A 21,862-nucleotide genomic window follows, 5' to 3' on the forward strand; every position below is an offset into this window, starting at 1 on the left:
GTGGATTTTCCGTTTTTGACATTTGCGACCGTGCTATCCGGATGGCGGGATGCAAATGTCAAAAACAATCCACTGGCCACAAACCGCGCGGATCGACAATGCATTTCCGGCTTGTCCCGTCATCCGTTTCAGGATGGGCCGAGCCGGAAATGCGCGGCGGCAATCACAGGGGTTCCAGGCAAGGAACTCCGCAGGCAGATCACCCCATTCAACCATCGACACCACATGGACCATGCCCAATGGGCACGCCGCGCGAATGCAGTTGTCCTGTTTGGGAAAGTGGTGCGCCCGACGGGATTCGAACCCATGGCCCCCAGATTAGGAATCTGGTGCTCTATCCTGCTGAGCTACGGGCGCACGCGGGTTGCCATAAGGGGGTTGGCAGCATGGCGCAACTAGTTGAGCTCTTTTGGCGGGGCGAGCGGGAACAGGATCGGGGCGATTTCGACGCCTTCTTCGAACAGCGCCTTGGCCTCTTCGGGCGTGGCCTGGCCGTGGATCGGGGCGGCGTCCTTTTCGCCGTAATGCATGGCGCGGGCATCATCGGCAAAGCGCTTGCCGACCCAGGTTGAGGATTTCAGCGCCTCTGCCTGGATCGTCGCGATCGTCTTGAGCACGGCCAGGGCTTCGGGCGGCAGCGCGCCATTGGCCTGTTGCGCATTGACCGGCGGCATGGCGGCAGAAGGCGCCGAACTCTTGCGCACCGGTTCGGGCAATTGGTTGCCTTTGCGGCCGATATGCGGCGCGCTCACCGCCCTGATGACATCGCTGGCGCCGCACACCGGGCACGCGACGAGGCCGCGCGCCTGTTGCTCGGCGAAATCGTCGGACGATCCGAACCAGCCTTCGAAACGGTGCCCGTTCACCCTGCATTCGAGGTCAAAAACAATCATGATCGCAATCTGGGGATTTCGCGCTGTTTCACAAGATGTGCCTGTTCAACAGCGTTTTCCGGTTCAAGAGACTGGGCAATTGCCGCCGCACTTCGCCAAGCCGCGCGCGATCGAGCGTGGCAAAGGCGAGCCCCGCATCCGTGCCCATATCAAGCAGGACATCGCCCCAGGGATCGATCACCAGCGAATGACCATACGTCTCGCGCCCGTCGGCGTGATGCCCGGTCTGCGCCGGCGCGATGACAAAGGCGCTCGCTTCGACCGCGCGGGCGCGCTGCAGCAGGTGCCAATGCGCGCGCCCCGTGGGCACGGTGAACGCCGCCGGGATGGCGATCGCATCGCAACCGCGCCGCCCCAGTTCCTCGAACAGCGCCGGAAAGCGCAAGTCATAGCAGATCGCGAGACCCAGCCGACCGACCGGGCAATCGACCGTAACGACGTGCTCGCCCGGACGATAGGCGGCGGATTCGCGCCAGCTTTCTCCGGTGGCGAGATCGACGTCGAACATGTGGATCTTGTCATAGCGGGCCGCGACGGCACCCGTCGGATCGATCACGAATGTCCGGTTGGCAAAGCGCCCCTCGCCATCGCCTTCGGCGCAGACCGGCAACGAGCCAACGTGCAGCCATATCCCCGCCTTCGCCGCCGCGTCGCGCAAAGTGGCCAGCGTCGGATTGTGCGCTTCGGGAAGGATATGCTCGCGCGCGCGTTTGCGATCACGGTCGAGCAAGCCCGCCATTTCCGGCGTGAACAGCATCGCCGCACCCTCGCTCGCCGCGCGCGTCAGCGCGTCGGCCATCGTCGCGGCATTGGCGGCGGGGTCGATCCCGCTGGTCATCTGCAACACGGCGATCCGCACGGCGGTCTGGTGATCGGCCATGGCTATTGCCCGAGCAGCGGATCGAGCCCGCCTTTGGCATCGAGCGCCATCAGATCGTCGCAGCCGCCGATCAGCCGCCCGTCGATGAAGATCTGCGGCACGGTCGTCCGGCCCGGCGCACGTTCGAGCATTTCCGCGCGCTTGGGCCCGCCCATCGTGATGTCGTATTCGGTCAGCGCCACGCCCTTTTCTTCGAGCAGTGCCTTGGCGCGGTAGCAGTAGGGGCACCCCCACTTGGTGTAGATTTCAACCAGCGGCGGCTGGGGTGCGTCGGCATCACTCATCACGGCCTCTTGAAATTGGGTTTGGCCACCACACATGACGCATCGGACCATGCGCCGCAAGTCGGGCATGATCCATCGTATGGCTCGTGAGGGCGCCGTTTCAGGGTCCGCGCGGGTCGAGTGCAGATTGCTCAGTTTGAGGATATGCCATGAATCGTTTTGACTTTACCCCCTATCGCCGCACCACTGTGGGCTTTGACCGCCTGTTCGACCTTCTCGAACGGCAGGCGCGCGCCCAGACCGGGGACAATTACCCCCCGTTCAACATCGAACGTCGCGGCGATGACCAGTATCGCATCACGCTCGCCGTCGCCGGGTTCAAGCCCGAAGAGCTCGACATCACCGCGCAGCAGAACCTGCTCGTGGTCAAGGGCAACAAGACCGAGGCCGAGCCCGACGCGCGCCAGTTCCTGCACGTCGGCATTGCCAACCGCGGCTTTGAACGGCGCTTCGAACTCGCCGATTTCGTGCGGGTCGACAACGCCGATCTTGCCGATGGCCTGTTGACCGTCGACCTCGTGCGCGAAGTGCCCGAAGCGATGAAGCCGAAAAAAGTGCTGATCGGCGCGCAAAAGCCGCTGTCGGTGATCGACGGCGGATCGAGCGAAGCGGCCTGATCCGCGATCAACTGGTACGGACTGTGGGGCGGATCGGCAACGGTCCGCCCTTTTTGCGTGGGGGCCATGGCGGGTTCTCGCAGATGCTTGGCGGGCTCGAATCCGTCGTCTGGTCACGACCACAAGCTGCCGTTCCCACCTCGAAACAGTAGTCCATTTAATCGCCGGTCGTTCATGTGGGCACGCCTGCGCTTACAGACTTCATACGTTCACGTGCGGTCGCTATAGGCGGCGATGCAAGTCGACGGAGAGATGGCATGTTGTTCGCTTCATTGGTTTTGGGAACGGCAGCTGCGCTCGTCTCACCGGTAAACGGTACGGTTTCCGATATTGCCGCCGCAGGACCCAACGGACCACTGAAGGGTACTATCACTGGCGATGCGGGCGCGGTCGGGACGGTGGTGCTCATTCTGCCCGGCTCTGGCCCCACCGACCGCAACGGGGACAGCCCACTCGGCATAAAGGCCGCGACGTACCGCCTCCTCGCAGAGGGCCTTGCCCAGAACGGGATCGCGAGCGTCCGGATAGACAAGCGCGGCCTTTTGGCTAGCGCGGCGGCGGTCCCCGATGGCAATGCCGTGACGCTCGGTGACTATGTGACGGATACAAAATCCTGGATCGCCGCGATCCGGCAGCGAACCGGCGCGCGCTGCGTCTGGCTTTTGGGGCACAGCGAGGGCGGCCTTGTCGCGCTCGCCACTGCCGCTTCCGGGGCAGAGCACATTTGCGGATTGGTGCTGGTGTCTACTCCCGGCCGCCCGCTCGGCGTGGTGCTCAAGGAGCAGCTTGGTGCCAACCCGGCCAACGCCCCGATCCTCGATGCAGCGAACCGCGCAATCGACACGCTGTCCGCAGGCCAGCGTGTCGATGCGGCGAGCCTGCCGCCACCTCTGGCCACCACATTGTTCAGGCCGCAAATACAAGGCTTCCTGATCAGCGAAATTGCTGTGGACCCGGCCGTGCTCATCGCCAAGGCCAGCAAGCCGGTACTGGTGATACAGGGACAAAAAGACCTTCAGGTCAGCGTGGCGGACGCACACCGTCTCATGGCAGCGGATCCGTCCGCCACGCTCATGCTGCTGCCCGAAACAAATCACGTCTTGAAGCAAGTCGCGTCGGATGACCGGCGGGCAAACTTCGCCACCTATGCTGACCCAAATCTGCCGCTTGCGCCAAACGTGGTCAAGACTGTGGCTCATTTCATCGAGCAGCAAGGGAAGTGAGGACAGCCAGCCTCTGAGGTAGCAGTCGATAACATTTTCGCCATTCGCGGGCATATGCCCCAATCGCAATGTCTGTTTTCGACATGTGCCCGCCCGAAACTTGCCTGACCGGAAACCACACAAGACCGGCCAATCTTGTTGGCATATCCGCCCCAACCATCGTCATTCCTGCGAACGCAGGAATCCAGTTTCGCGCAACGGTTCGAAGCCGAAGTCGGTCGCGACATCGCGCCACTCCGGGTTGGTGTTTTCGATCAGGTCCAGTTTCCAGGCGCGGCGCCATGCCTTGATCCGCTTTTCGCGCAAAATGGCGGACTCCATCGTTGCATGTGGTTCGTACCAGACGAGCAGTTTGACGTTGTGGGCAGCGGTGAAACCGCCGAGCGTGCCCTGACGGTGTTGCGCGATGCGTTGCAGCAGATTCGACGTTATGCCGATGTAAAAAGCGTACCGTTGCGCTGTGACGCCATGAGGTAGACCATGGGATCAATTTCGCGTGTCATTGCTACGTTGCCACTGGATTACCTCCGGTGAACTGCGTTTCCCGCGTGCGCCGGAATGACGATAATACGGTGCTTTACACCAACCGTGCCTGTTTCACCGCCGCCGCGATGAAGTCGCGGAACAGGGGGTGCGGGTCGAGGGGGCGACTTTTCAGTTCGGGGTGGAACTGGACGCCGATGAACCACGGGTGGTCGGGGCGCTCGACGATTTCGGGCAGCAGGCCGTCGGGCGACATGCCCGAAAAGACGAGCCCGCCCGCTTCGAGCGGCGCGCGATAGGCGGCGTTGACTTCGTAGCGGTGGCGGTGGCGTTCGCTGATCGTGGTCGCGCCATAGATTGAGGCGACGCGGCTATTGCCGTCGAGCCGCGCTTCATAGGCGCCCAGCCGCATCGTGCCGCCAAGGTCGCCGCCTTCGGCGCGCGTTTCCAGACCTTCGGGCGTCATCCATTCGGTGATGATGCCGACCACCGGATCGGCGACAGCGCCGAATTCGGTCGAGCCGGCGCCCGCAATCCCGGCGGTGTTGCGCGCGCCTTCGACGCAGGCCATCTGCATGCCGAGGCAGATGCCGAAGAACGGCACGCCGCGTTCGCGGGCAAAGCGGACCGAGGCGATCTTGCCTTCGGTGCCGCGTTCGCCAAAGCCGCCGGGGACGAGAATCGCGTGCAACGGCTCAAGCTGCGCGGCGATTTCGGCATCGCCCTGTTCAAACAGCTCCGCGTCGATCCAGCGGATATGGACTTTGACCCGATTGGCCAAGCCGCCATGGACCAGCGCTTCGTTGAGCGATTTATAGGCATCGGGCAGGCCGACATATTTGCCGACCACGCCGATCGTCACTTCGCCTTCGGGATTGTGAAAGCGGTCGACGACTTCGATCCAGCGCGACAATTCGGGCTCGGGCGCGGTCAGGCCGAAATGGCGCAGGACTTCGTTATCAAGCCCTTCGGCATGATATTGCAGCGGCACCGAATAGATGCTGCTGGCGTCGAGCGCGGGAATCACCGCCGATTTGCGCACATTGCAGAACTGCGCGATTTTCGCGCGTTCGCCTTCGGGCAGCGGCTTTTCGCAGCGGCACAGCAAGATGTCGGGCTGAATGCCGAGCCCGGTCAGTTCGCGCACCGAATGCTGCGTCGGCTTGGTCTTCAGCTCGCCCGCCGCCGCGATATAGGGGACCAGCGTGACATGGACGAAACAGGTGAGTTCGCGTTCCAGCTCATTATGCAGCTGACGCAGCGCCTCGATGAACGGCAGGCCTTCGATGTCGCCGACCGTGCCGCCGATTTCGCACAGCACGAAGTCGAGATCGTCGGTTTCAGCCTGGGCAAATTCCTTGATCGCGTCGGTGACATGCGGGATCACCTGCACCGTCGCGCCGAGATAATCGCCGCGGCGCTCGCGCGTGATGATGTCGCGATAGATTCGGCCCGAGGTAATATTGTCGGCCTGACGCGCGGAGACGCCGGTAAAGCGTTCATAGTGGCCAAGGTCGAGATCGGTCTCTGCCCCATCATCGGTGACATAGACTTCACCATGCTGATAGGGGCTCATCGTGCCCGGATCGACATTGAGATAAGGGTCGAATTTCCGGATCCGCACGCGATAGCCGCGCGCCTGAAGCAAAGCCGCGAGGCTCGCCGCCATAAGACCCTTGCCGAGCGAGGAGACCACGCCGCCGGTGATAAATATGTACCGCGCCATGGGAGTTGAGCCTTAACGTCAGAGGTTGGAGGGGCGCAAGCGTCTGCCGGGAAAATATCCCCCGCAATTCGCACGTACCCCCGAGTCCATGGACTCACATCACGAAAAAGCGCGGCCCCGCCTCGCCATCATGGCGAAAGCGCGACCGACACCTCTTCCAAGCTGAATTTGCCGACCGAAGCGGCCCCTTTAGGGACCATCTTCTTGCCGAGACAGTGTTACTGCTTCGCGGCGCCCGAAAGCGGGTCAGCCGGTGCGACAGGCTTCACCGCCGGAGCCGGAGCCTGCGCCGGAGCGGCAGGGGCATTTTGCGCACCCGCCAGCGGATCGGCCGGCGCCGGGGCCGAACGGTTCAGCGACGTGTCGATCTTGTGAGTCGCCGTGGCATTGACCGCCAGTGCCGCCAGCACGACCGACAGCACGACAAACGCCGTCGCCAGCACGCTCGTCGCACGAGTCATGAAGTCGGCCGCGCCGCGCGCCGACATGAAACCCGACGGGCTGCTGCCGACGCCGAGGCCGCCGCCTTCGGACTTCTGCATCAAGATCACCGTGACCAGCAGCGCCGCAACGATCGCCTGGACCACGGTAAGGAAAAGAAACAAGGTCATGGCTACTCGCCTGAATGGATTTCCGCGCATCGCGGATTGATGGCGCACTTAGGCGCGAGGACGCCACAGTGCAAGCCCGGCCAGTTGGCGCGGCGCGAAGAACGGCACGCAAAGGGCAAAGAGCTCAGGCCTCGACTGTCCCTGCCGCCGCGACGATCGGCAAAAAGGCGTCGGCAGTCAGGCTGGCTCCGCCGACCAGCGCCCCGCCAACCCCTTTGGCGGCGAGCAGCCCGGCTGCGTTATCGCCATTGACCGACCCGCCATAAAGGATGCGCACGTCCTGACCTGCATCACCCAACAGCGCATCGAACCGCGCGGCAATCGCGGCATGCATCGCCACGACATCCTCGACCGCCGCGACGCGCCCGGTGCCGATGGCCCAGACCGGCTCATAGGCGACCGACAGCTTGCCCGCAGCGGCAGCCTCGATCGCCCCCTCGCCCAAAGGCAGCGAGCCATCGACCTGGCGCCCGACGACCGATTCGGCATGCCCGCCGTCGCGCTCTTCAAGCGTTTCACCGACACACACGATCACGCCGAGCCCCGCCGCCAGCGCGGCTTCGGCCTTGGCGCGCACGACGGCGTCGGTCTCGCCATGATCGCGGCGACGCTCGCTGTGTCCGACGATGACAAAGCCCGAACCGATGTCGGCCAGCATCGCCGCCGAGACATCGCCGGTATGCGCGCCTTTGACGGCGGTGTGGCAATCCTGCCCCCCGACGCCGATGGCCGAGACTTCTTCACGCAACAGGCCGAGCAGTGGAAACGGCGGCGCCAGCGCGACCTGAACACCACTGTAGCGCTGCGCGCCCCGGTCGATGGCGCGCGCCTCGGCCAGCATGGCCCGGGTGCCATTCATCTTCCAGTTGCCCACGATATAGGGTCGATGCGCCATAAGCCCCTGCTTGTTCCTGAATTTCTGTCACCCATTCCGCGCAAACGTTTCCGCCGGGCGGCACGCTCATCGGGAATCGGCTTGTTCCCAATGCGGCTACCAAATGCGCGCCGCGATTGCAAAATGCCAATGGGGTGATGCGGGGGATCGTTGCCCCTGGATGACCGATGCATGACCGAACCCTATCTGTGGGGCTTGGCGAACATCGAAACTCTATCTAAGGCAGCGCGCATTGTTCCTGCTATCGATCGGCTGTCATGCTCGACTTTTTCCGTGCCATTACCAGGTCTCGCCTCGGCGCCGTGCTGGGCCTTGTCTTTCTTGTCCTGATCGTGCTCGCCTTTGCCGGGGCCGATGTCGGCGGCATGCGCACCGGCAGCCTGATCGGCGGGGAAAACGTGGCGAGCGTGGGCGGCTCACGGATCACCACCGGCGAGCTCGACAAGACCATCCGCAACGCGTTTGAAAGCCAGCGTCAGCGCGCACCGACGCTGACCATGAAGGATTTTCTGGCACAAGGCGTGCTCGAAGAAGTCATGACCGGGCTGATCGACCGCGCCGCGACGTGGGAATGGGGTAAAAAATACGGCATGGGCATCAGCGATCGACTGGTCGACAGCGAAATCGCCAAGCTGCCCGCGTTTCAGGGCCCCGACGGAAAGTTCAGCCAGGACGCCTATAACCAGCTGCTTGCCCAGCGCGGGCTGACCGACAAACTGGTGCGCGACGACATCGCCAAAGGGCAGATGAGTCGCCTGGTCTTTGCCGGCGCCGCCGAAGGCGCGCTGATGCCGGCCGGCGTCACGCAAACTTATGCCGCATTGCTCAAGGAAAAGCGCACCGGCAACCTGCTGTTCCTGCCGTCTGCCGCCTTTGCACCCAAGACCGCGCCCAACGATGGCCAGATCGGCGATTTCTACAAGGCGAACCTCGCCCGCTACAGCCGTGCCGAGCGCCGCACGATCCGCTATGCGGTAATCGATGAAGCCTCGTTGAAATCCGTCCCCGCGCCGAGCGAAGCCGATGTGCGCAAGCGCTATCAGGCCAATGCCGCCCAATATGCCCCCGCCGAAATGCGCTCGATCACCCAGGTGATCCTGCCGACCGAAATGGCGGCAAAGGCGTTTGCCGCCGAAGTGGCGGGCGGAAAATCGATCGAGGCCGCCGCCACCGCCAAAGGGCTTGCGCCCGCCAAGATTGCCGATGCGACACATGACAAGCTGGCCACCGACGGTTCGAAGGCCGTGGCCGACGCCGTTTTTGCCGGCGCGCAAGGCAAGACGCTGAGCCCCGTCAAGGGCGCGCTCGGCTGGGTCGTCGCGCGAATCGACGGAATCACCAAAAAGCCGGGCAAGACTCTCGACGAAGCGCGCGGCGAAATCGTCGCGGCGCTGGCCGGCGAAAAGCACAAGGCGGCGCTGACCGAACTGGCCACCCAGATCGGCGAAAAAATCGAAGGCGGCACCAGCCTTGGCGATGTGGCCAAAGCCTATGGACTGACCGTGCAGACCACCGACGCGGTGCAGTCCGACGGCACCGTGCCCGGCAAGCCCGAGGCCAAGCTGCCCGCCGAAGTTCAAGCCCTGCTCCAGACCGCATTCGGCATGGAGCATGAAGGCATGGCGCAGATCGCCGCCGTGCCCGCAGCCGCAGCCGGCATCGCGCGCTTTGCCGTTTATGACGTTGGCGCGATCACGCCTGCAGCCCCGGCCCCGCTGGCCGAAATCAAGGCGCAAGTCGCTGCCGACTGGACGCGTCAGCATGGCGCCGACGCCGCCGCTGCCGCTGCCGACAAAGTGCTTGCCGCGCTCGCCAAAAAGACCCCGCTCGATGCGGCGGGCAAGGCGCTCGGCGTCGCGCTGCCGCCGATCGATCATCTTGGCATTACGCGCGAACAGCTCGCGCAGATGCAAGGCCGCGTGCCTGCACCGCTCGCGCTGATGTTTTCGATGTCCAGGCCCGGCGCGAAAAAGCTCGCCGCTCCCAATCAGGCCGGATGGCTGATCGTGTCGCTCGATTCGGTCGAACCGGGCACGATCGCGGCCAATGACCCGATGGTGCAACAGGCACAGAGCGAACTCGGCAAGGCCGCGGGCCACGAATACGAAGAGCAACTGCGCTCGGCGATCACGCGCGAAATCGGCTCGAAGCGCAACGAAAAGGCCATCGGCACCGTGCGCAGCAATCTGGCAGGCAGCCAGCCCTCGGGCGAACAGTGAGCGCGACCGCCGATCTCGATCTTGCGGCGCCGGAAAACGCTGCCGCCGCGCTCGCCGCACTGAGCGACGGGCGCCCCGCGCTTGTCTGGCGGCGGCTGATCGTCGATACCGAAACCCCGGTCGGCGCCGCGCTCAAACTGATGCGCGAAGGCCGGGGCGATTTCCTGCTCGAATCGGTGCAGGGCGGCGAAGTGCGAGGGCGGTACAGCTTGCTCGGCCTCGCCCCCGATCTGGTGTTTCGCGCGCGCGGCACGGCGGCAGAGATCAACCGCGCCTGGGCCACCTGTCGCGATACCTTTGCACCGATGCCCGGCAACAGCCTCGAAGAATTGCGCAAGCTGGTCGATCAGTGCCGCATCGACGTGCCCGCCGGATTGCCGCCGGTGCTGGCCTGTCTGGTCGGCTATTTCGGCTATGAAACGATCGGCCTCGTCGAAAAACTGCCGCGCGCGCCCGACAGCGCGCTCGAACTGCCCGATATGCTGTTCGTGCGCCCGACCGTGCTGCTGGTGTTCGACCGGCTGAGCGACGAACTGTTTGGCGTCGCGCCGATCTGGGCCTCTTCGCTGGCCCCGGCGCGCGCGATCGAGGCCGCGGGCGAACGGATCGATGCGGCGCTGGCCGGATTGAACGGCCCCCTGCCCGCAGAGCCGCGCCTTGCCGAACCGGTCGAGCCAGCGCGCAACCCGGTCATGCCGCCCGAACGCTATGCCGCGATGGTGCGCAAGGCGAAGGACTATATCGAGGCGGGCGACATCTTTCAGGTCGTGCTGGCGCAGCGCTTTACCACGCCGTTCCCGCTTCCGGCGTCAGCGCTCTATCGCTCGCTGCGCCGGATCAACCCCTCGCCGTTTCTCTATTTCCTCGATCTGCCCGGCTTTGCTCTGATCGGGTCAAGCCCGGAAATCCTCGTGCGCATCCGCGACGGCGAAGTGACCATCCGCCCGATCGCCGGGACGCGCCCGCGCGGGAAAACGGCGGAAGAAGACCGCGCCAACGAGGCCAGCCTGCTCGCCGATCCCAAGGAACGTGCCGAACACCTCATGCTGCTCGACCTGGGTCGCAACGATGTCGGCCGGGTTGCCCAGGCGGGCACAGTGCGCGTGACCGAAAGCTATACCGTCGAACGCTACAGCCATGTCATGCACATCGTCTCGAATGTCGTCGGGCAGCTCGACACCGCGCGCGCCTCGTCTGTCGATGCCTTGTTTGCGGGATTCCCGGCGGGCACGGTCAGCGGCGCGCCAAAAGTGCGCGCCTGCGAAATCATCGCCGAGCTGGAGCCCGAAACGCGCGGCGCCTATGCGGGCGGCGTGGGCTATTTCGCGCCCGATGGTTCGGTCGATTCGTGCATCGTCCTGCGCACGGCGGTACTCAAGGACGGCGTGATGCATGTTCAGGCGGGCGCCGGCATCGTCGCCGACAGCGACCCGGTCTATGAACAGCACGAATGCGAAGCCAAATCGGGCGCGCTGTTCGCCGCCGCGCGCGAAGCGATCCGGGTGGCGAGCGAAGCAAAGTTCGGACAATAGAGCGCCATGATCCTCGTCATCGACAACTACGACAGCTTTACCTGGAACCTGGTCCACTATCTGATGGAGCTGGGGGCCGAAGTCGACGTCGTGCGCAACGATGCGCTTTCGGCAGGGCAAGCGCTGTCTTCGGGCGCGCAAGGCTTTCTGATTTCGCCCGGCCCCTGCACGCCCAATGAAGCGGGGATCAGCCTCGATCTGGTCGGCGCCGCTGCCGATGCCGGGGTGCCGTTGCTGGGCGTGTGCCTCGGCCACCAATCGATCGGCCAGTATTTCGGCGGCAAAGTCGTGCGCGGCGGGCTGATGCACGGCAAGACCAGCCAGGTCACGCATGACGGCACCGGGCTGTTTGCAGGCATCCCCTCGCCGTTTACCGCGACCCGCTATCACTCGCTGATCGTGACCGACATTCCCGATGTGCTGGTGGTCAACGCGCGGTCGGACGACGGCCATGTCATGGGCTTTCGCCATGTCACCAAGCCTATCCACGGCGTCCAGTTTCACCCCGAATCGATCGCGACCGAACATGGCCACGCGATGATCGCCAATTTCCTGGCGCTTTGCGGGATCACCCCGCGCGTTCTGGCGGGCCACGCGGCGCAATGACCGCGCTGCCGCAGGTTTGCGCAACACCGCTGGCCGAGGATGAGGCTGAACAGGCTTTCGGCGCGATTCTTGACGGACGCGTCGATGACGAAGCGATCACCGCGTTCCTGATCGCGCTGTCCGACCGGGGCGAGACCGCGTCGGAAATCGCCGGTGCAGCACGGGCGATGCGCGCGCGCATGATCCCGATCGCTGCGCCCGCCGGGGCCATCGACGTTTGCGGCACCGGCGGCGACGGGCATCACACGCTCAATGTCTCGACCGCAGTCAGCCTGGTCGTTGCGGCCTGCGGCGTGCCGGTGGCCAAGCACGGCAACCGCGCGGCCAGTTCCAAGGCGGGCGCCGCCGACACGCTCGAAGCGCTCGGGCTTAATCTCGACCGCGCCGGCGAGACCGCCGAGGCCACGCTCCGCGATCTGGGCATCTGCTTCCTGTTTGCCGCGCGCCATCATCCGGCGATGGGCCGGATCATGCCGATCCGCCGCGCCATCGGGCGGCGCACGATTTTCAATCTGATGGGTCCGCTGGCCAATCCAGCGGGTGTGACACGGCAACTGGTCGGCATCGCGCGGCCCGCTTATGTCCCGATTTATGGCGAGGCGCTGCGTCGGCTCGGCACGACCCGCGCCTTTGTCGTCTCGGGCGATGAAGGGCTGGACGAACTGAGCCTTGCCGGCGGCAACGAGATCGCCGATGTCGCGGGCGATGCCGTATTGATGCACCGCGTGGCACCGGGCGATGCCGGGCTGGCAACGGCGCCGGTCGCCGCGATCCATGGCGGCGATGCGGCCTATAATGCCGGGGCTTTGCGCCGCCTGCTGATGGGCGAGACGGGGCCTTATCGCGACGCCGTGCTGTTCAACGCCGCCGCCGCGCTGATCATCGCCGGAGAGGTCACCGACTGGCACGCCGGCGTCGAAGAAGCGGCCGAAGCGCTCGACAAGGGGCTTGCCAAGGCCTTGCTCGATTGCTGGATCGCCACGCTTGCGTGATAGTTCAAGGCCGATGGATTGCAGAGCATGACTGACAAACTCGCCGAAATCTGCGCCACCAAGCGCGACGAAGTCACCGCGCGCAAGGCTGCGACAAGCCTTGGCACACTGGCCGAACGCGCGCGCGAACAAAGCGCCCCGCGCGGATTCGAAGCCGCGCTGCGCCAACGCGCCGCGACGGGATTCGCGCTGATCGCCGAAATCAAGAAGGCGAGCCCATCAAAGGGCCTGATCCGCGCCGATTTTCACCCCGCCGACCATGCCCGCGCCTATCAGGCCGGTGGCGCGGCGTGCCTGTCGGTGCTGACCGATGCGCCCTATTTTCAGGGGCACGAGGATTTTCTGATCGCCGCCCGCGCGGCATGCGATCTGCCGGTGATCCGCAAGGATTTCATGGTCGACCCGTGGCAATGTGCCGAAGCCCGCGCGATCGGCGCCGATGCGATCCTGATCATCGTTGCCGCGCTGGAAGACGCGCAAATGGCCGAGATCGAAGCCGCCGCGCGCGAACAGGGCATGGATGTACTCGTCGAAGTGCATAACGAGGCTGAAATGGAGCGCGCCCACGGCCTCGCCTCGCGGCTGATCGGGGTCAACAACCGCGACCTCAAACGCTTCGTCACCGACCTCGCCACGACCGAACGCCTCGCCCCGCTCGCCCCCGCAGGCGCGCTGCTCGTCGGCGAAAGCGGCATCAACACCCACGCCGACTGTCTGCGCCTGTCGCATTGCGGCGCACGCACGTTCCTCGTCGGCGAAAGCCTGATGCGCGAAGCCGACGTCGAAGCGGCCACCCGTCGCCTGCTGACCGGCACAATCTAGGCAGCGTGGGCTGCCCCCCCTGCAGCGCTCTCAAGGGAGCGCAAAATGGAGCCTGTTTCGTCACCCCGGACTTTGATCCGGGGTCCAGCTTGGCGTTGGGTGCGACGGCTGATCGGGCGTGGTGCAACGGCTCGCCCAGCGCGGCGCGCAGGCGATCGTGCTTGGCTGCACCGAAATCATGCTGCTGGTCGGTCCCGACGACAGCCCGGTTCCGCTGTTCGACACGACCGCGCTGCATGCCCGCGCGGGGATCGATCGGCTGCTCGGATAACGCCCTCTATAAAACCGCGCGAGGCTCTGGCATGAGCACGATCATGACAAAGCTGACCCATCTCGACGAACGGGGACAGGCGCGGATGGTCGATGTCGGCGCCAAGGCCGCAACGCACCGTGTCGCCATTGCCGGCGGGCGCATCCGCATGAACGCCGAAGCGCGCGCCGCGATCACGACAGGCGCCGTGGCCAAAGGCGACGTACTGGCGACGGCGCGGATTGCCGGAATCATGGCGGCCAAGCGCACTGGCGAATTGATCCCCCTGTGTCACCCGTTGGGCCTCGACGCCATCGCCATCGATTTCGTGCTTGAGGATCAGGGCGTGTACGCCACCGCCACCGCCTCGCTGACCGCGAAAACGGGCGTGGAAATGGAAGCGATGACCGCCGTGTCGATCGCGCTGCTGACGATTTACGACATGGCCAAGGCCATCGACAAAGGCATGATCATCGAAACGGTCCGACTGATCGAAAAGCGCGGCGGCAAATCGGGAAACTGGCGCGCGAGCGACGCGCCATGACGGCCCGCACGCCCCCGCTGCCGCTCGCCGAGGCGCAGGCGCGATTGCTCGCCCTGGCGCCGACGATCCCGGTCGAATGGCGCGATGTCATGCAGACCGCCGGGCATTACCTCGCCGAGCCGCTGCATGCGCGGCGCAATCAACCTGCAGCGCCGCTTTCGGCGATGGACGGCTTTGCCATGCGCGCCGCGGATTTGCCCGGCCCCTGGCGGCTGATCGGGGAAAGCGCAGCGGGGCATCCCTTTGTCGGCACGCTCGGCACAGGCGAGGCTGTGCGGATCAGCACCGGCGCGGTCGTCCCGCCCGACGCGGACATGGTCCTGCTCAAGGAAGACAGCGCGATCGACGGCAGCACGCTGCACCTCGACGGCACCGCGCCCGATCCGACCGAGCGCCATATCCGCCCGCGCGGCATGGATTTTGGCGAAGGCGCGGCGATCCTGCCCAGAGGATGGCGGATCGATGCCGCCGCGATCGGATTGGCGCTTGCCGCCGGACATGAACGCCTGCCCGTACACCGCCCGATCCGGTTGACGGTGATCGACGGCGGCGACGAACTGGCCGCGCCCGGAATCGTGCCCGGCCTGCACCAGATCCCCGCCAGCAACGGCCCGATGCTTGCCGCGCTCGCCGCCCGGCTGCCGGTCGTGGCGACACGGATCGGCCCTGTGCCCGATACGCTCGACGCGCTGATCGCGGCCTTCGAAGCGGCGCGCGATGCCGATGTCATCGTCACCAGCGGCGGGGCCTCGGTGGGGGATCATGACCTGATCCGCCCGGCGCTGACCGCGATGGGCGCAGACATCGCTTTCTGGCGAGTGGGGATCAAGCCCGGCAAGCCGCTGCTCGTTGCGCGACGCGGCGATCAGGTCATTCTCGGTCTGCCGGGCAACCCAGCCTCGGCCTGGGTCACCGGATTCCTGTTCATGCTGCCCTTGCTGCGCGCCGCGCTCGGCGCGACAGAGCCCCTGCCGCGCGCGATCATGGTTCCGCTGGCAACGCCGATGGGCAAAGGCGGCAGCCGCATGGAATTCCTGCGCGCGCACTGGGACGGGGCGACTGTCACGCTTGATCGCCTGCAGGATTCCGGTGCCTTATCGCCGCTTGCGCGGTCCAATGCGCTGATCGTGCGCGCCGCCGGCGCAGCGCCTGCTCCGGCGGGAAGCCCGGTCCCGGTCCATCTCACCGGAATCGATTGAACGCTCGCGCCAGTCCGGATCGAAAAAGCGCACAATTGCTTGACTTGTTCCAATTGGTTGCCTAATCGTTCCGCATTCGTTCACCAAATGACGGGAAACCCGATGGTGACTTGACCCAAAGCGGGAGACCGGGTGATGCTGACACGCAAGCAGCACGAACTCTTGACCTTCATCCAGAACCGACTGGAGGATTCCGGCATTTCGCCTTCGTTCGAGGAAATGAAGGAAGCGCTGGACCTGAAGTCGAAGTCGGGGGTGCACCGGCTGATTTCCGCCTTGGAAGAACGCGGTTTCATCCGCCGCCTGCCCAACCGCGCCCGCGCGCTCGAAGTGATCCGCGAGCCCGACACGGCCAGCCCGCGCACCGCCGCCCGCGCCGCTGCCCCGGTCACGCCGCCTGTTCTTGCAACACCGTCACGGCCTGCGCCGCGCCCTGCCAACGATGTCATCGAAGTGCCGCTCCATGGCCGCATTGCCGCCGGCGCCCCGATCGAGGCCCACGAAGGCAGCAGCGTGCTCCCCGTCCCTGCCGCCCTGCTCGGCCCCGGCGAACATTATGCGCTCGAAGTGTCGGGGGATTCGATGGTCGACGCGGGCATTCTCGATGGCGATTTCGCGCTCATCCGCCGCACCGATGTCGCCCGCGACGGCGAGATTGTCGTGGCGCTGGTGCGCGGCGAAGAAGCCACGCTCAAATATCTGCGCCGCGAAAAAGGCATGGTCCGGCTCGACCCCGCCAACGCCGCCTACGACCCGCAATTCTACACCCCCGGCGAAGTCCAGGTGCAAGGCAAGCTGGCGGGACTGTTGCGCCGCTATCATTGAGGCGTGCTGCTTATCCTATCGACTGGTCGGCGCGCACGCAAAGGATCGCCGCCTTCGCCAACTTTCCGCTGACATCTGCGATGGTCTCCCTAAGCCGCGCCGATGAAATCCGGCGATCACGGCAATGGCGAGCAGCGAAACGATCACGTTACGGCCAATGCAGCCACGGATGCCGCCCGCTGGTTTCGGCAACGGTCCGCACGGCGCCGTCGGCAAGGTCGATCGTCATGCCGCCAGTGCGGGCGAGCAGTGTGGCGTCGGCGAGGATCTGGCGGGGATGACAGGTCGAGGGCAAGGCGTGATCGGCGATCACCAGATCGCTCTGCGCACAGGCAAGGCCGACCGCTTCCTCATTGAGCCGCCGGTGGCTGCGCGCGATCAACAAGACTGTGCGGCGGCCATGGCGATTGAGCGCCAGCGCACAGAAATCGTGCGAACAGCGCGCGCCGGGCCAGTCTTCGAGCGCGTGGGTCGCGCCCGACATGCCTGCCGTTTCCAGCAGGATTTCGCGCACATAGCTGCCCTGCCCCTGGCTGAACACGACAAGATCGGGCCCCAGTCCGGTGATCCCGACATGACGCCCGTCGCCCGCGATCAGAATGTCCGGCGGGCGCGTCGCAAGCCAGAAAAGCATGGCAATCACGATCGGAGCCAGCCCCCAGAGCCGGACACGTCCGCTCCACAGCGCGAGCCACAAGGCTCCGGCGATCCACAGGGTATAGACCCATCCGGCCATTGACGGCAGCGTCGTCACCGCCCCCGGCATCGCCGCCGTGGCATGCGCAATCCACAACACCGCGTCGAGCGAGCGCCCCGTCACCCACCACGCCGGGCCGCCCCAACCCAGCGGATCAAGCACGAGCGCCAGCGCGAGCCCCGGCATCGTGACCATTGTCACCAACGGAATCGCCAGCACGTTGGCAAACGCGCCATAGAGCCCGGCGCGATGAAAATGGAACAGCGCAACCGGCAGCAGCGCCAGTTCGATCGCCAGCCCGCCGACCAACAGCATGACCAGATGCCGCCCAAAACGAACCAGCCGACTTTCATCGCGCCGCGCCATGAAACGCCGGACCGGCGCCGTGCCATAGAGCGCGACAATCGCCATGACCGCGCCAAAGCTCATCTGAAAACTCGCGCCAAACAGCGATTCCGGCCAGAACAGCATGACCATGACCGCCGCCACCGCCAGCAGGCGCATCGACAGCGGATCGCGCCCCAGGGCCAAGGCGCCGAGTACCAGCACCGCGCCCGCGACCGCCCGCACCGTCGGCACTTGCGATCCGGTCAGCAGGCAATAGCCGACCCCGGCCAAAGCCCCGGCCAGTGCCGCGACCAGCGGCAGGCGGACGCGCAGCGCGATCCACGGGATCAGGCCGAGCCCGCGCAAGACCAGAAAATACACCCCCGCGATCACCGCGCTGACATGCAGCCCGCTGATCGACAGCAAGTGCGCAAAGCCCGCATCGCGCATCGCATCGGCATCGCTGCGCGCGATGGCGCCGCGATCGCCGCTGGCCAAAGTAACCGCGATCGCGCCTGCCGATCCGCCCAGATGCGTCAGAACATGGGCCTTGATCGCCCCCTGCACCCCCCGCAATGTCGGCACCTGCCCGCTCGGCGTCAGGACGGTGACCGGGGCGCTGATCGATCCGTTCGCGGCGACGCCCTGAAACCACGAAACAAAGGCAAAGTCATGCGCGCCGGGCAGCATCGGCGGCGCCGGCGGGGACAGCCGCGCCCTGGCCATGATCGTTGCCCCGATCGCAAGGTCGGGGCGATCAAGCTGATCGGGCACCATGACCTGGACCAGCGCGGGCCGTTCCTGCCCCGCGATCCGCGCGGCCAGCAACAGCCGCACCCGCCCGGCCGCATCGTCATCCTGTCGGTCGACAATGCGCCCGGCGATCATCGCGGTTTCGCGCGCGGGCAGCGGCGCAGCGCCGACCAGCGCCGATTTCATCCAGATCGTGGCAACGCCTGCCGCCGCCATCAGCGCAAGCCCCATGATTGCCATGCGCAGATGGTCGGCCCGGCCTTCGCGCGCGACCAGCGGAGCCAAAGCCAAGGCCGCAGCGCACAAGGCAAGCAGCGCCGCCCATTGCCATGCCCCGTCAACCATGGCCCAGGCGCCAATTCCCGCGCCATACCCCACCGCCAGCCACGGCGCGCGTTCGAACGGGCGGTCGCCAAGGAATTGCTCGATGGTGCGCTGCACACTGGACAAGCGCTTCAAACTGTCCCAAGGCCCGCGTCGCTGTTGCGGATCCCGATCACCGCGAGTCATTTCCGGTTCGGAGCCCTGCCCAGGGGAACGCTCTGCAGCGGGCGACATTGCGGTGCGGGCTACAGCCTGTTCTGCCATGATTGCGTTGTGAAAGGAATGTGCCCGGGATGGCAAGCGCGAGTGTGACCAAATCTGCTGCTTCAGGCCGCAATCCGGCAGTCGTCACCCGTTTTGCTCCTTCGCCGACCGGATTCCTCCATATCGGCGGAGCACGCACGGCCCTGTTCAACTGGCTGTTTGCCCGCCACCATGGCGGCAAGTACCTGCTGCGCATCGAAGATACCGACCGCGCCCGCTCGACAGAGCCCGCGATCGACGCGATTTTTGACGGCCTGACCTGGCTCGGGCTCGAGGGCGACGAGGAACCGGTGTTCCAGTTTGCGCGCTCTGCCCGCCATGCCGAAGTCGCCTGGCAGTTGCTCGATGCGGGCCATGCCTATCGCTGCTATCTGACGACCGCCGAATTGACGGCCCGGCGCGAAGCCGCGCAAGCCGAACGCCGCCCCTTCCGCATCGACAGCGAATGGCGCGATGCCGATCCTGCGACCTGGCCGGCCGACAAGCCTTACGTGATCCGCGTCAAGGCCCCGCGCGACGGCGAAACCGTGATCGAAGACCTCGTTCAGGGGGCTATCACGGTGAGCAATCGCGAAATCGACGATTTCGTCATTCTGCGCAGCGACGGCACGCCGACTTACATGCTGGCGGTGGTGGTCGACGATCACGACATGGGCGTGACTCACGTCATTCGTGGCGATGACCATATCAACAACGCCTTTCGCCAGCTCGTTGTCATCCGCGCCATGCATACGATTGAACAGGCCGCCGGGACCGGCGCCTGGCCCGATCCGGCCTATGCCCATATCCCGCTGATCCACGGCTCCGACGGCGCCAAACTGTCAAAGCGGCATGGCGCGCTGGGCGTCGATGCCTATCGCGACGAGCTTGGCCTTTTGCCCGAAGCGGTGGTGAATTACCTGCTGCGGCTCGGCTGGGGCCACGGCGATGAAGAATTCATTGCGCGCGAACAAGCAGTCGAATGGTTCGACATTGCCGATGTCAACAAGGGCCCGGCCCGGTTCGACCTCAAAAAACTGCTCAATCTCAACGGACACTACTTGCGCCTCGCCGACGACACGCGGCTTGTCGCCGAAGTGGCGCAGCGGCTGGGGCTTGGCGAAGGCGCGCAGATCGGGTTGCTCGAAGCGGCGATGCCGGTCCTCAAGGTCCGCGCCGCCGATCTCAACGAACTGGCCGAAGCAGCGCGGTTCCTGTTTGCCCGGCGGCCGATCGAGCCCGATGCGAAAGCTGCCGCACTTTTGACCGACGACGCCCGCGCTTTGCTTTCTAAGACTTTTGTCAGACTTGATCGTCTGACCGATTGGACTAGCGAGACGCTCGAAGCGGCGCTCAAGGAACTTGCCGCCGAGCTTGGCCTGGGTTTGGGCAAGCTGGCACAACCCTTGAGAGCCGCGCTCACAGGTCAGACCACATCGCCCGGCATTTTCGACGTGCTCGCCCTTATCGGGCGCGCCGAAGCGTTGGGTCGTATCCAGGATCAACTGGCCGACGTATCGCCTGCATGAATACCGGGGGGCATCCAAACTGTTTCTCATGTGACCGGATACCCGGCCAGACATACCCACAGGAGGACTGAGACGTGAGCGAGACCCACGCAACGCTGAACACTGCCGGAAAGGCCGTGGAATTGCCGGTGAAGAGCGGCACGCTCGGACCGGATGTGCTCGATATTCGCAAGCTCTATGCCCAGACCGGGCAGTTTACCTATGACCCCGGCTTTACCAGCACGGCGAGCTGCGACAGCGCGATCACCTACATCGACGGCGACGAAGGCGTGCTGCTTCACCGCGGCTATCCCATCGGTCAGCTGGCCGAACAGTCGACTTTCATGGAAGTCAGCTATCTGATGCTCAACGGCGAGCTGCCCAACCAGGCGGAACTCGACGAATTTTCGCGCACGATGACCCGCCACTCGATGGTGCACGAACAGCTGAGCAGCTTTTACAAAGGGTTCCGCCGCGACGCGCACCCGATGGCCGTGATGTGCGGCGTGGTCGGCGCCTTGTCTGCATTCTATCATGACTCGACCGACATCGCCGATCCGGTGCACCGCAAGATCAGCTCGCACCGCCTGATCGCCAAGATGCCGACGATCGCGGCCATGGCCTACAAGTATTCGGTCGGCCAGCCGTTCATGTATCCGGACAATAGCCTGTCTTACACCGGCAATTTCCTGCGCATGACCTTTGGCGTCCCCGCCGAGGAATACCAGGTGATCCCCGAAGTCGAACGGGCGCTGGACCGCATCTTCATCCTGCATGCCGATCACGAACAGAACGCGTCGACGTCGACCGTGCGTCTGGCCGGGTCGTCGGGTGCCAACCCGTTTGCGTGCATGGCGGCGGGCATTGCCTGCCTGTGGGGCCCGGCACACGGCGGCGCCAACGAAGCGGCGCTCAACATGCTGCGCGAAATCGGCACGCCCGACCGCATCCAGCACTATATCGACCGCGCCAAGGACAAGAACGATCCGTTCCGCCTGATGGGCTTTGGCCACCGCGTCTACAAGAACTATGACCCGCGCGCGACTGTGATGCAGAAGACCGTGCGTGAAGTGTTCAAGGCGCTCAACGTCACCGACCCGCTGTTCGAAACCGCGCTTCGTCTCGAAGAAATCGCGCTCAGCGATCCGTACTTCGTCGAAAAGAAGCTGTTCCCCAACGTCGACTTCTATTCGGGGATCATCCTTTCGGCGATCGGTTTCCCGACGACGATGTTCACGGTGCTTTTCGCGCTTGCGCGCACCGTCGGCTGGGTCGCACAGTGGAACGAAATGATTTCCGATCCAGGCCAGAAGATCGGCCGTCCGCGCCAGCTCTATACCGGCCCGGCGCAGCGCGCTTACGTGCCGCTCGACCAGCGCTGATTGCGGCCCCCTTTCGGGGCACGAAAA

The 21,862-nt window shown here is 65.1% G+C and carries 21 protein-coding genes, 1 tRNA gene and 1 pseudogene; 13 read left to right on the forward strand and 10 right to left on the reverse strand.

Annotation, left to right across the window (positions count from 1 at the left end; translation table 11 throughout):
- Window positions 1-280: 280 nt before the first annotated feature.
- The 4 genes from AQZ50_RS04250 to grxC all read right to left on the reverse strand — a co-directional run bounded on the left by AQZ50_RS04250 (window position 281) and on the right by grxC (window position 2,057).
- Window positions 281-357, reverse strand: a tRNA-Arg gene (locus AQZ50_RS04250).
- A gap of 38 nt (window positions 358-395) precedes the next feature.
- A complete protein-coding gene (locus AQZ50_RS04255; protein ID WP_067743053.1) occupies window positions 396-893 on the reverse strand; it encodes a DUF1178 family protein in 498 nt (165 codons plus the stop codon).
- Window positions 894-921: 28 nt separating this feature from the next.
- Window positions 922-1,773 (reverse strand): carbon-nitrogen hydrolase family protein, encoded by an 852-nt coding sequence (locus AQZ50_RS04260; protein ID WP_067743056.1) that lies wholly within the window; start codon window positions 1,771-1,773, stop codon window positions 922-924.
- A gap of 2 nt (window positions 1,774-1,775) precedes the next feature.
- The gene (gene grxC, locus AQZ50_RS04265) at window positions 1,776-2,057 is read right to left on the reverse strand and encodes a glutaredoxin 3 (RefSeq protein WP_067743059.1); all 282 of its coding nucleotides are present in this window, start codon (window positions 2,055-2,057) and stop codon (window positions 1,776-1,778) included.
- 149 nt (window positions 2,058-2,206) lie between these two features.
- On the opposite strand from grxC, the gene AQZ50_RS04270 reads away from it, so the two are divergent.
- Window positions 2,207-2,674, forward strand: a complete 468-nt coding sequence (locus AQZ50_RS04270; RefSeq protein WP_067743062.1) for an Hsp20 family protein — start codon at window positions 2,207-2,209, stop codon at window positions 2,672-2,674.
- Window positions 2,675-2,931: 257 nt separating this feature from the next.
- The gene (locus tag AQZ50_RS04275) at window positions 2,932-3,897 is read left to right on the forward strand and encodes an alpha/beta hydrolase (protein ID WP_067743065.1); all 966 of its coding nucleotides are present in this window, start codon (window positions 2,932-2,934) and stop codon (window positions 3,895-3,897) included.
- A 162-nt stretch (window positions 3,898-4,059) separates the two neighbouring features.
- Here AQZ50_RS04275 and AQZ50_RS21225 read toward each other — a convergent pair whose 3' ends face one another.
- From AQZ50_RS21225 to tpiA, 5 genes and pseudogenes are all read right to left on the reverse strand, one after another.
- Window positions 4,060-4,218 (reverse strand): GIY-YIG nuclease family protein, encoded by a 159-nt coding sequence (locus tag AQZ50_RS21225; RefSeq protein ID WP_369801376.1) that lies wholly within the window; start codon window positions 4,216-4,218, stop codon window positions 4,060-4,062.
- Window positions 4,219-4,335 (reverse strand): annotated as a pseudogene (locus tag AQZ50_RS21230) (GIY-YIG nuclease family protein); the annotation flags it as partial.
- Window positions 4,336-4,474: 139 nt separating this feature from the next.
- The gene (locus AQZ50_RS04285; RefSeq protein WP_067743068.1) at window positions 4,475-6,106 is read right to left on the reverse strand and encodes a CTP synthase; all 1,632 of its coding nucleotides are present in this window, start codon (window positions 6,104-6,106) and stop codon (window positions 4,475-4,477) included.
- Between the two features lie 218 nt (window positions 6,107-6,324).
- Window positions 6,325-6,711 carry a preprotein translocase subunit SecG gene (secG, locus tag AQZ50_RS04290; protein WP_067743815.1) on the reverse strand — a complete coding sequence of 129 codons (387 nt, stop codon included), beginning with the start codon at window positions 6,709-6,711 and terminating at the stop codon, window positions 6,325-6,327.
- A gap of 130 nt (window positions 6,712-6,841) precedes the next feature.
- Window positions 6,842-7,612 (reverse strand): triose-phosphate isomerase, encoded by a 771-nt coding sequence (tpiA, locus tag AQZ50_RS04295; RefSeq protein WP_067743070.1) that lies wholly within the window; start codon window positions 7,610-7,612, stop codon window positions 6,842-6,844.
- Between the two features lie 257 nt (window positions 7,613-7,869).
- On the opposite strand from tpiA, the gene AQZ50_RS04300 reads away from it, so the two are divergent.
- From AQZ50_RS04300 to lexA, 9 genes are all read left to right on the forward strand, one after another.
- Entirely contained in the window at window positions 7,870-9,831 is a 1,962-nt protein-coding gene (locus AQZ50_RS04300) for a peptidylprolyl isomerase (RefSeq protein WP_067743073.1), read from the forward strand.
- Window positions 9,828-11,363, forward strand: a complete 1,536-nt coding sequence (locus AQZ50_RS04305) for an anthranilate synthase component I family protein (RefSeq protein ID WP_082703403.1) — start codon at window positions 9,828-9,830, stop codon at window positions 11,361-11,363. Before AQZ50_RS04300 ends, AQZ50_RS04305 begins: the two co-directional genes overlap by 4 nt.
- A gap of 6 nt (window positions 11,364-11,369) precedes the next feature.
- Window positions 11,370-11,969, forward strand: coding sequence for an anthranilate synthase component II (locus AQZ50_RS04310; protein ID WP_067743076.1), 600 nt, complete (start codon window positions 11,370-11,372; stop codon window positions 11,967-11,969).
- A complete protein-coding gene (trpD, locus tag AQZ50_RS04315; protein ID WP_067743079.1) occupies window positions 11,966-12,961 on the forward strand; it encodes an anthranilate phosphoribosyltransferase in 996 nt (331 codons plus the stop codon). Before AQZ50_RS04310 ends, trpD begins: the two co-directional genes overlap by 4 nt.
- Before the next feature lie 27 nt (window positions 12,962-12,988).
- On the forward strand, window positions 12,989-13,783 hold the full coding sequence (gene trpC, locus AQZ50_RS04320) for an indole-3-glycerol phosphate synthase TrpC (protein ID WP_067743082.1): 795 nt from the start codon (window positions 12,989-12,991) through the stop codon (window positions 13,781-13,783).
- Window positions 13,784-13,904: 121 nt separating this feature from the next.
- A complete protein-coding gene (locus tag AQZ50_RS19950; RefSeq protein WP_369801377.1) occupies window positions 13,905-14,054 on the forward strand; it encodes an aspartate/glutamate racemase family protein in 150 nt (49 codons plus the stop codon).
- Between the two features lie 43 nt (window positions 14,055-14,097).
- Window positions 14,098-14,577 carry a cyclic pyranopterin monophosphate synthase MoaC gene (gene moaC / locus AQZ50_RS04325; RefSeq protein WP_067743821.1) on the forward strand — a complete coding sequence of 160 codons (480 nt, stop codon included), beginning with the start codon at window positions 14,098-14,100 and terminating at the stop codon, window positions 14,575-14,577.
- Complete coding sequence (locus tag AQZ50_RS04330; RefSeq protein WP_067743085.1) at window positions 14,574-15,776, forward strand: molybdopterin molybdotransferase MoeA; 1,203 nt, start codon at window positions 14,574-14,576, stop codon at window positions 15,774-15,776. Before moaC ends, AQZ50_RS04330 begins: the two co-directional genes overlap by 4 nt.
- A 135-nt stretch (window positions 15,777-15,911) precedes the next feature.
- Window positions 15,912-16,601, forward strand: coding sequence for a transcriptional repressor LexA (gene lexA / locus AQZ50_RS04335; RefSeq protein WP_067743088.1), 690 nt, complete (start codon window positions 15,912-15,914; stop codon window positions 16,599-16,601).
- Window positions 16,602-16,749: 148 nt separating this feature from the next.
- Here the strand turns inward: lexA and AQZ50_RS04340 are convergent, their stop codons facing one another.
- On the reverse strand, window positions 16,750-18,819 hold the full coding sequence (locus tag AQZ50_RS04340) for a ComEC/Rec2 family competence protein (RefSeq protein ID WP_082703405.1): 2,070 nt from the start codon (window positions 18,817-18,819) through the stop codon (window positions 16,750-16,752).
- Between the two features lie 176 nt (window positions 18,820-18,995).
- Here AQZ50_RS04340 and gltX point away from each other — a divergent pair, with 176 nt between their 5' ends.
- Together gltX and AQZ50_RS04350 are read left to right on the forward strand one after the other, a co-directional pair.
- The gene (gltX, locus tag AQZ50_RS04345; protein WP_067743093.1) at window positions 18,996-20,474 is read left to right on the forward strand and encodes a glutamate--tRNA ligase; all 1,479 of its coding nucleotides are present in this window, start codon (window positions 18,996-18,998) and stop codon (window positions 20,472-20,474) included.
- A 74-nt stretch (window positions 20,475-20,548) separates the two neighbouring features.
- Window positions 20,549-21,835, forward strand: a complete 1,287-nt coding sequence (locus AQZ50_RS04350; protein ID WP_067743096.1) for a citrate synthase — start codon at window positions 20,549-20,551, stop codon at window positions 21,833-21,835.
- The last annotated feature ends 27 nt before the right edge of the window (window positions 21,836-21,862 follow it).

Source organism: Novosphingobium sp. Fuku2-ISO-50 (assembly GCF_001519055.1).
GTDB lineage: Bacteria > Pseudomonadota > Alphaproteobacteria > Sphingomonadales > Sphingomonadaceae > Novosphingobium.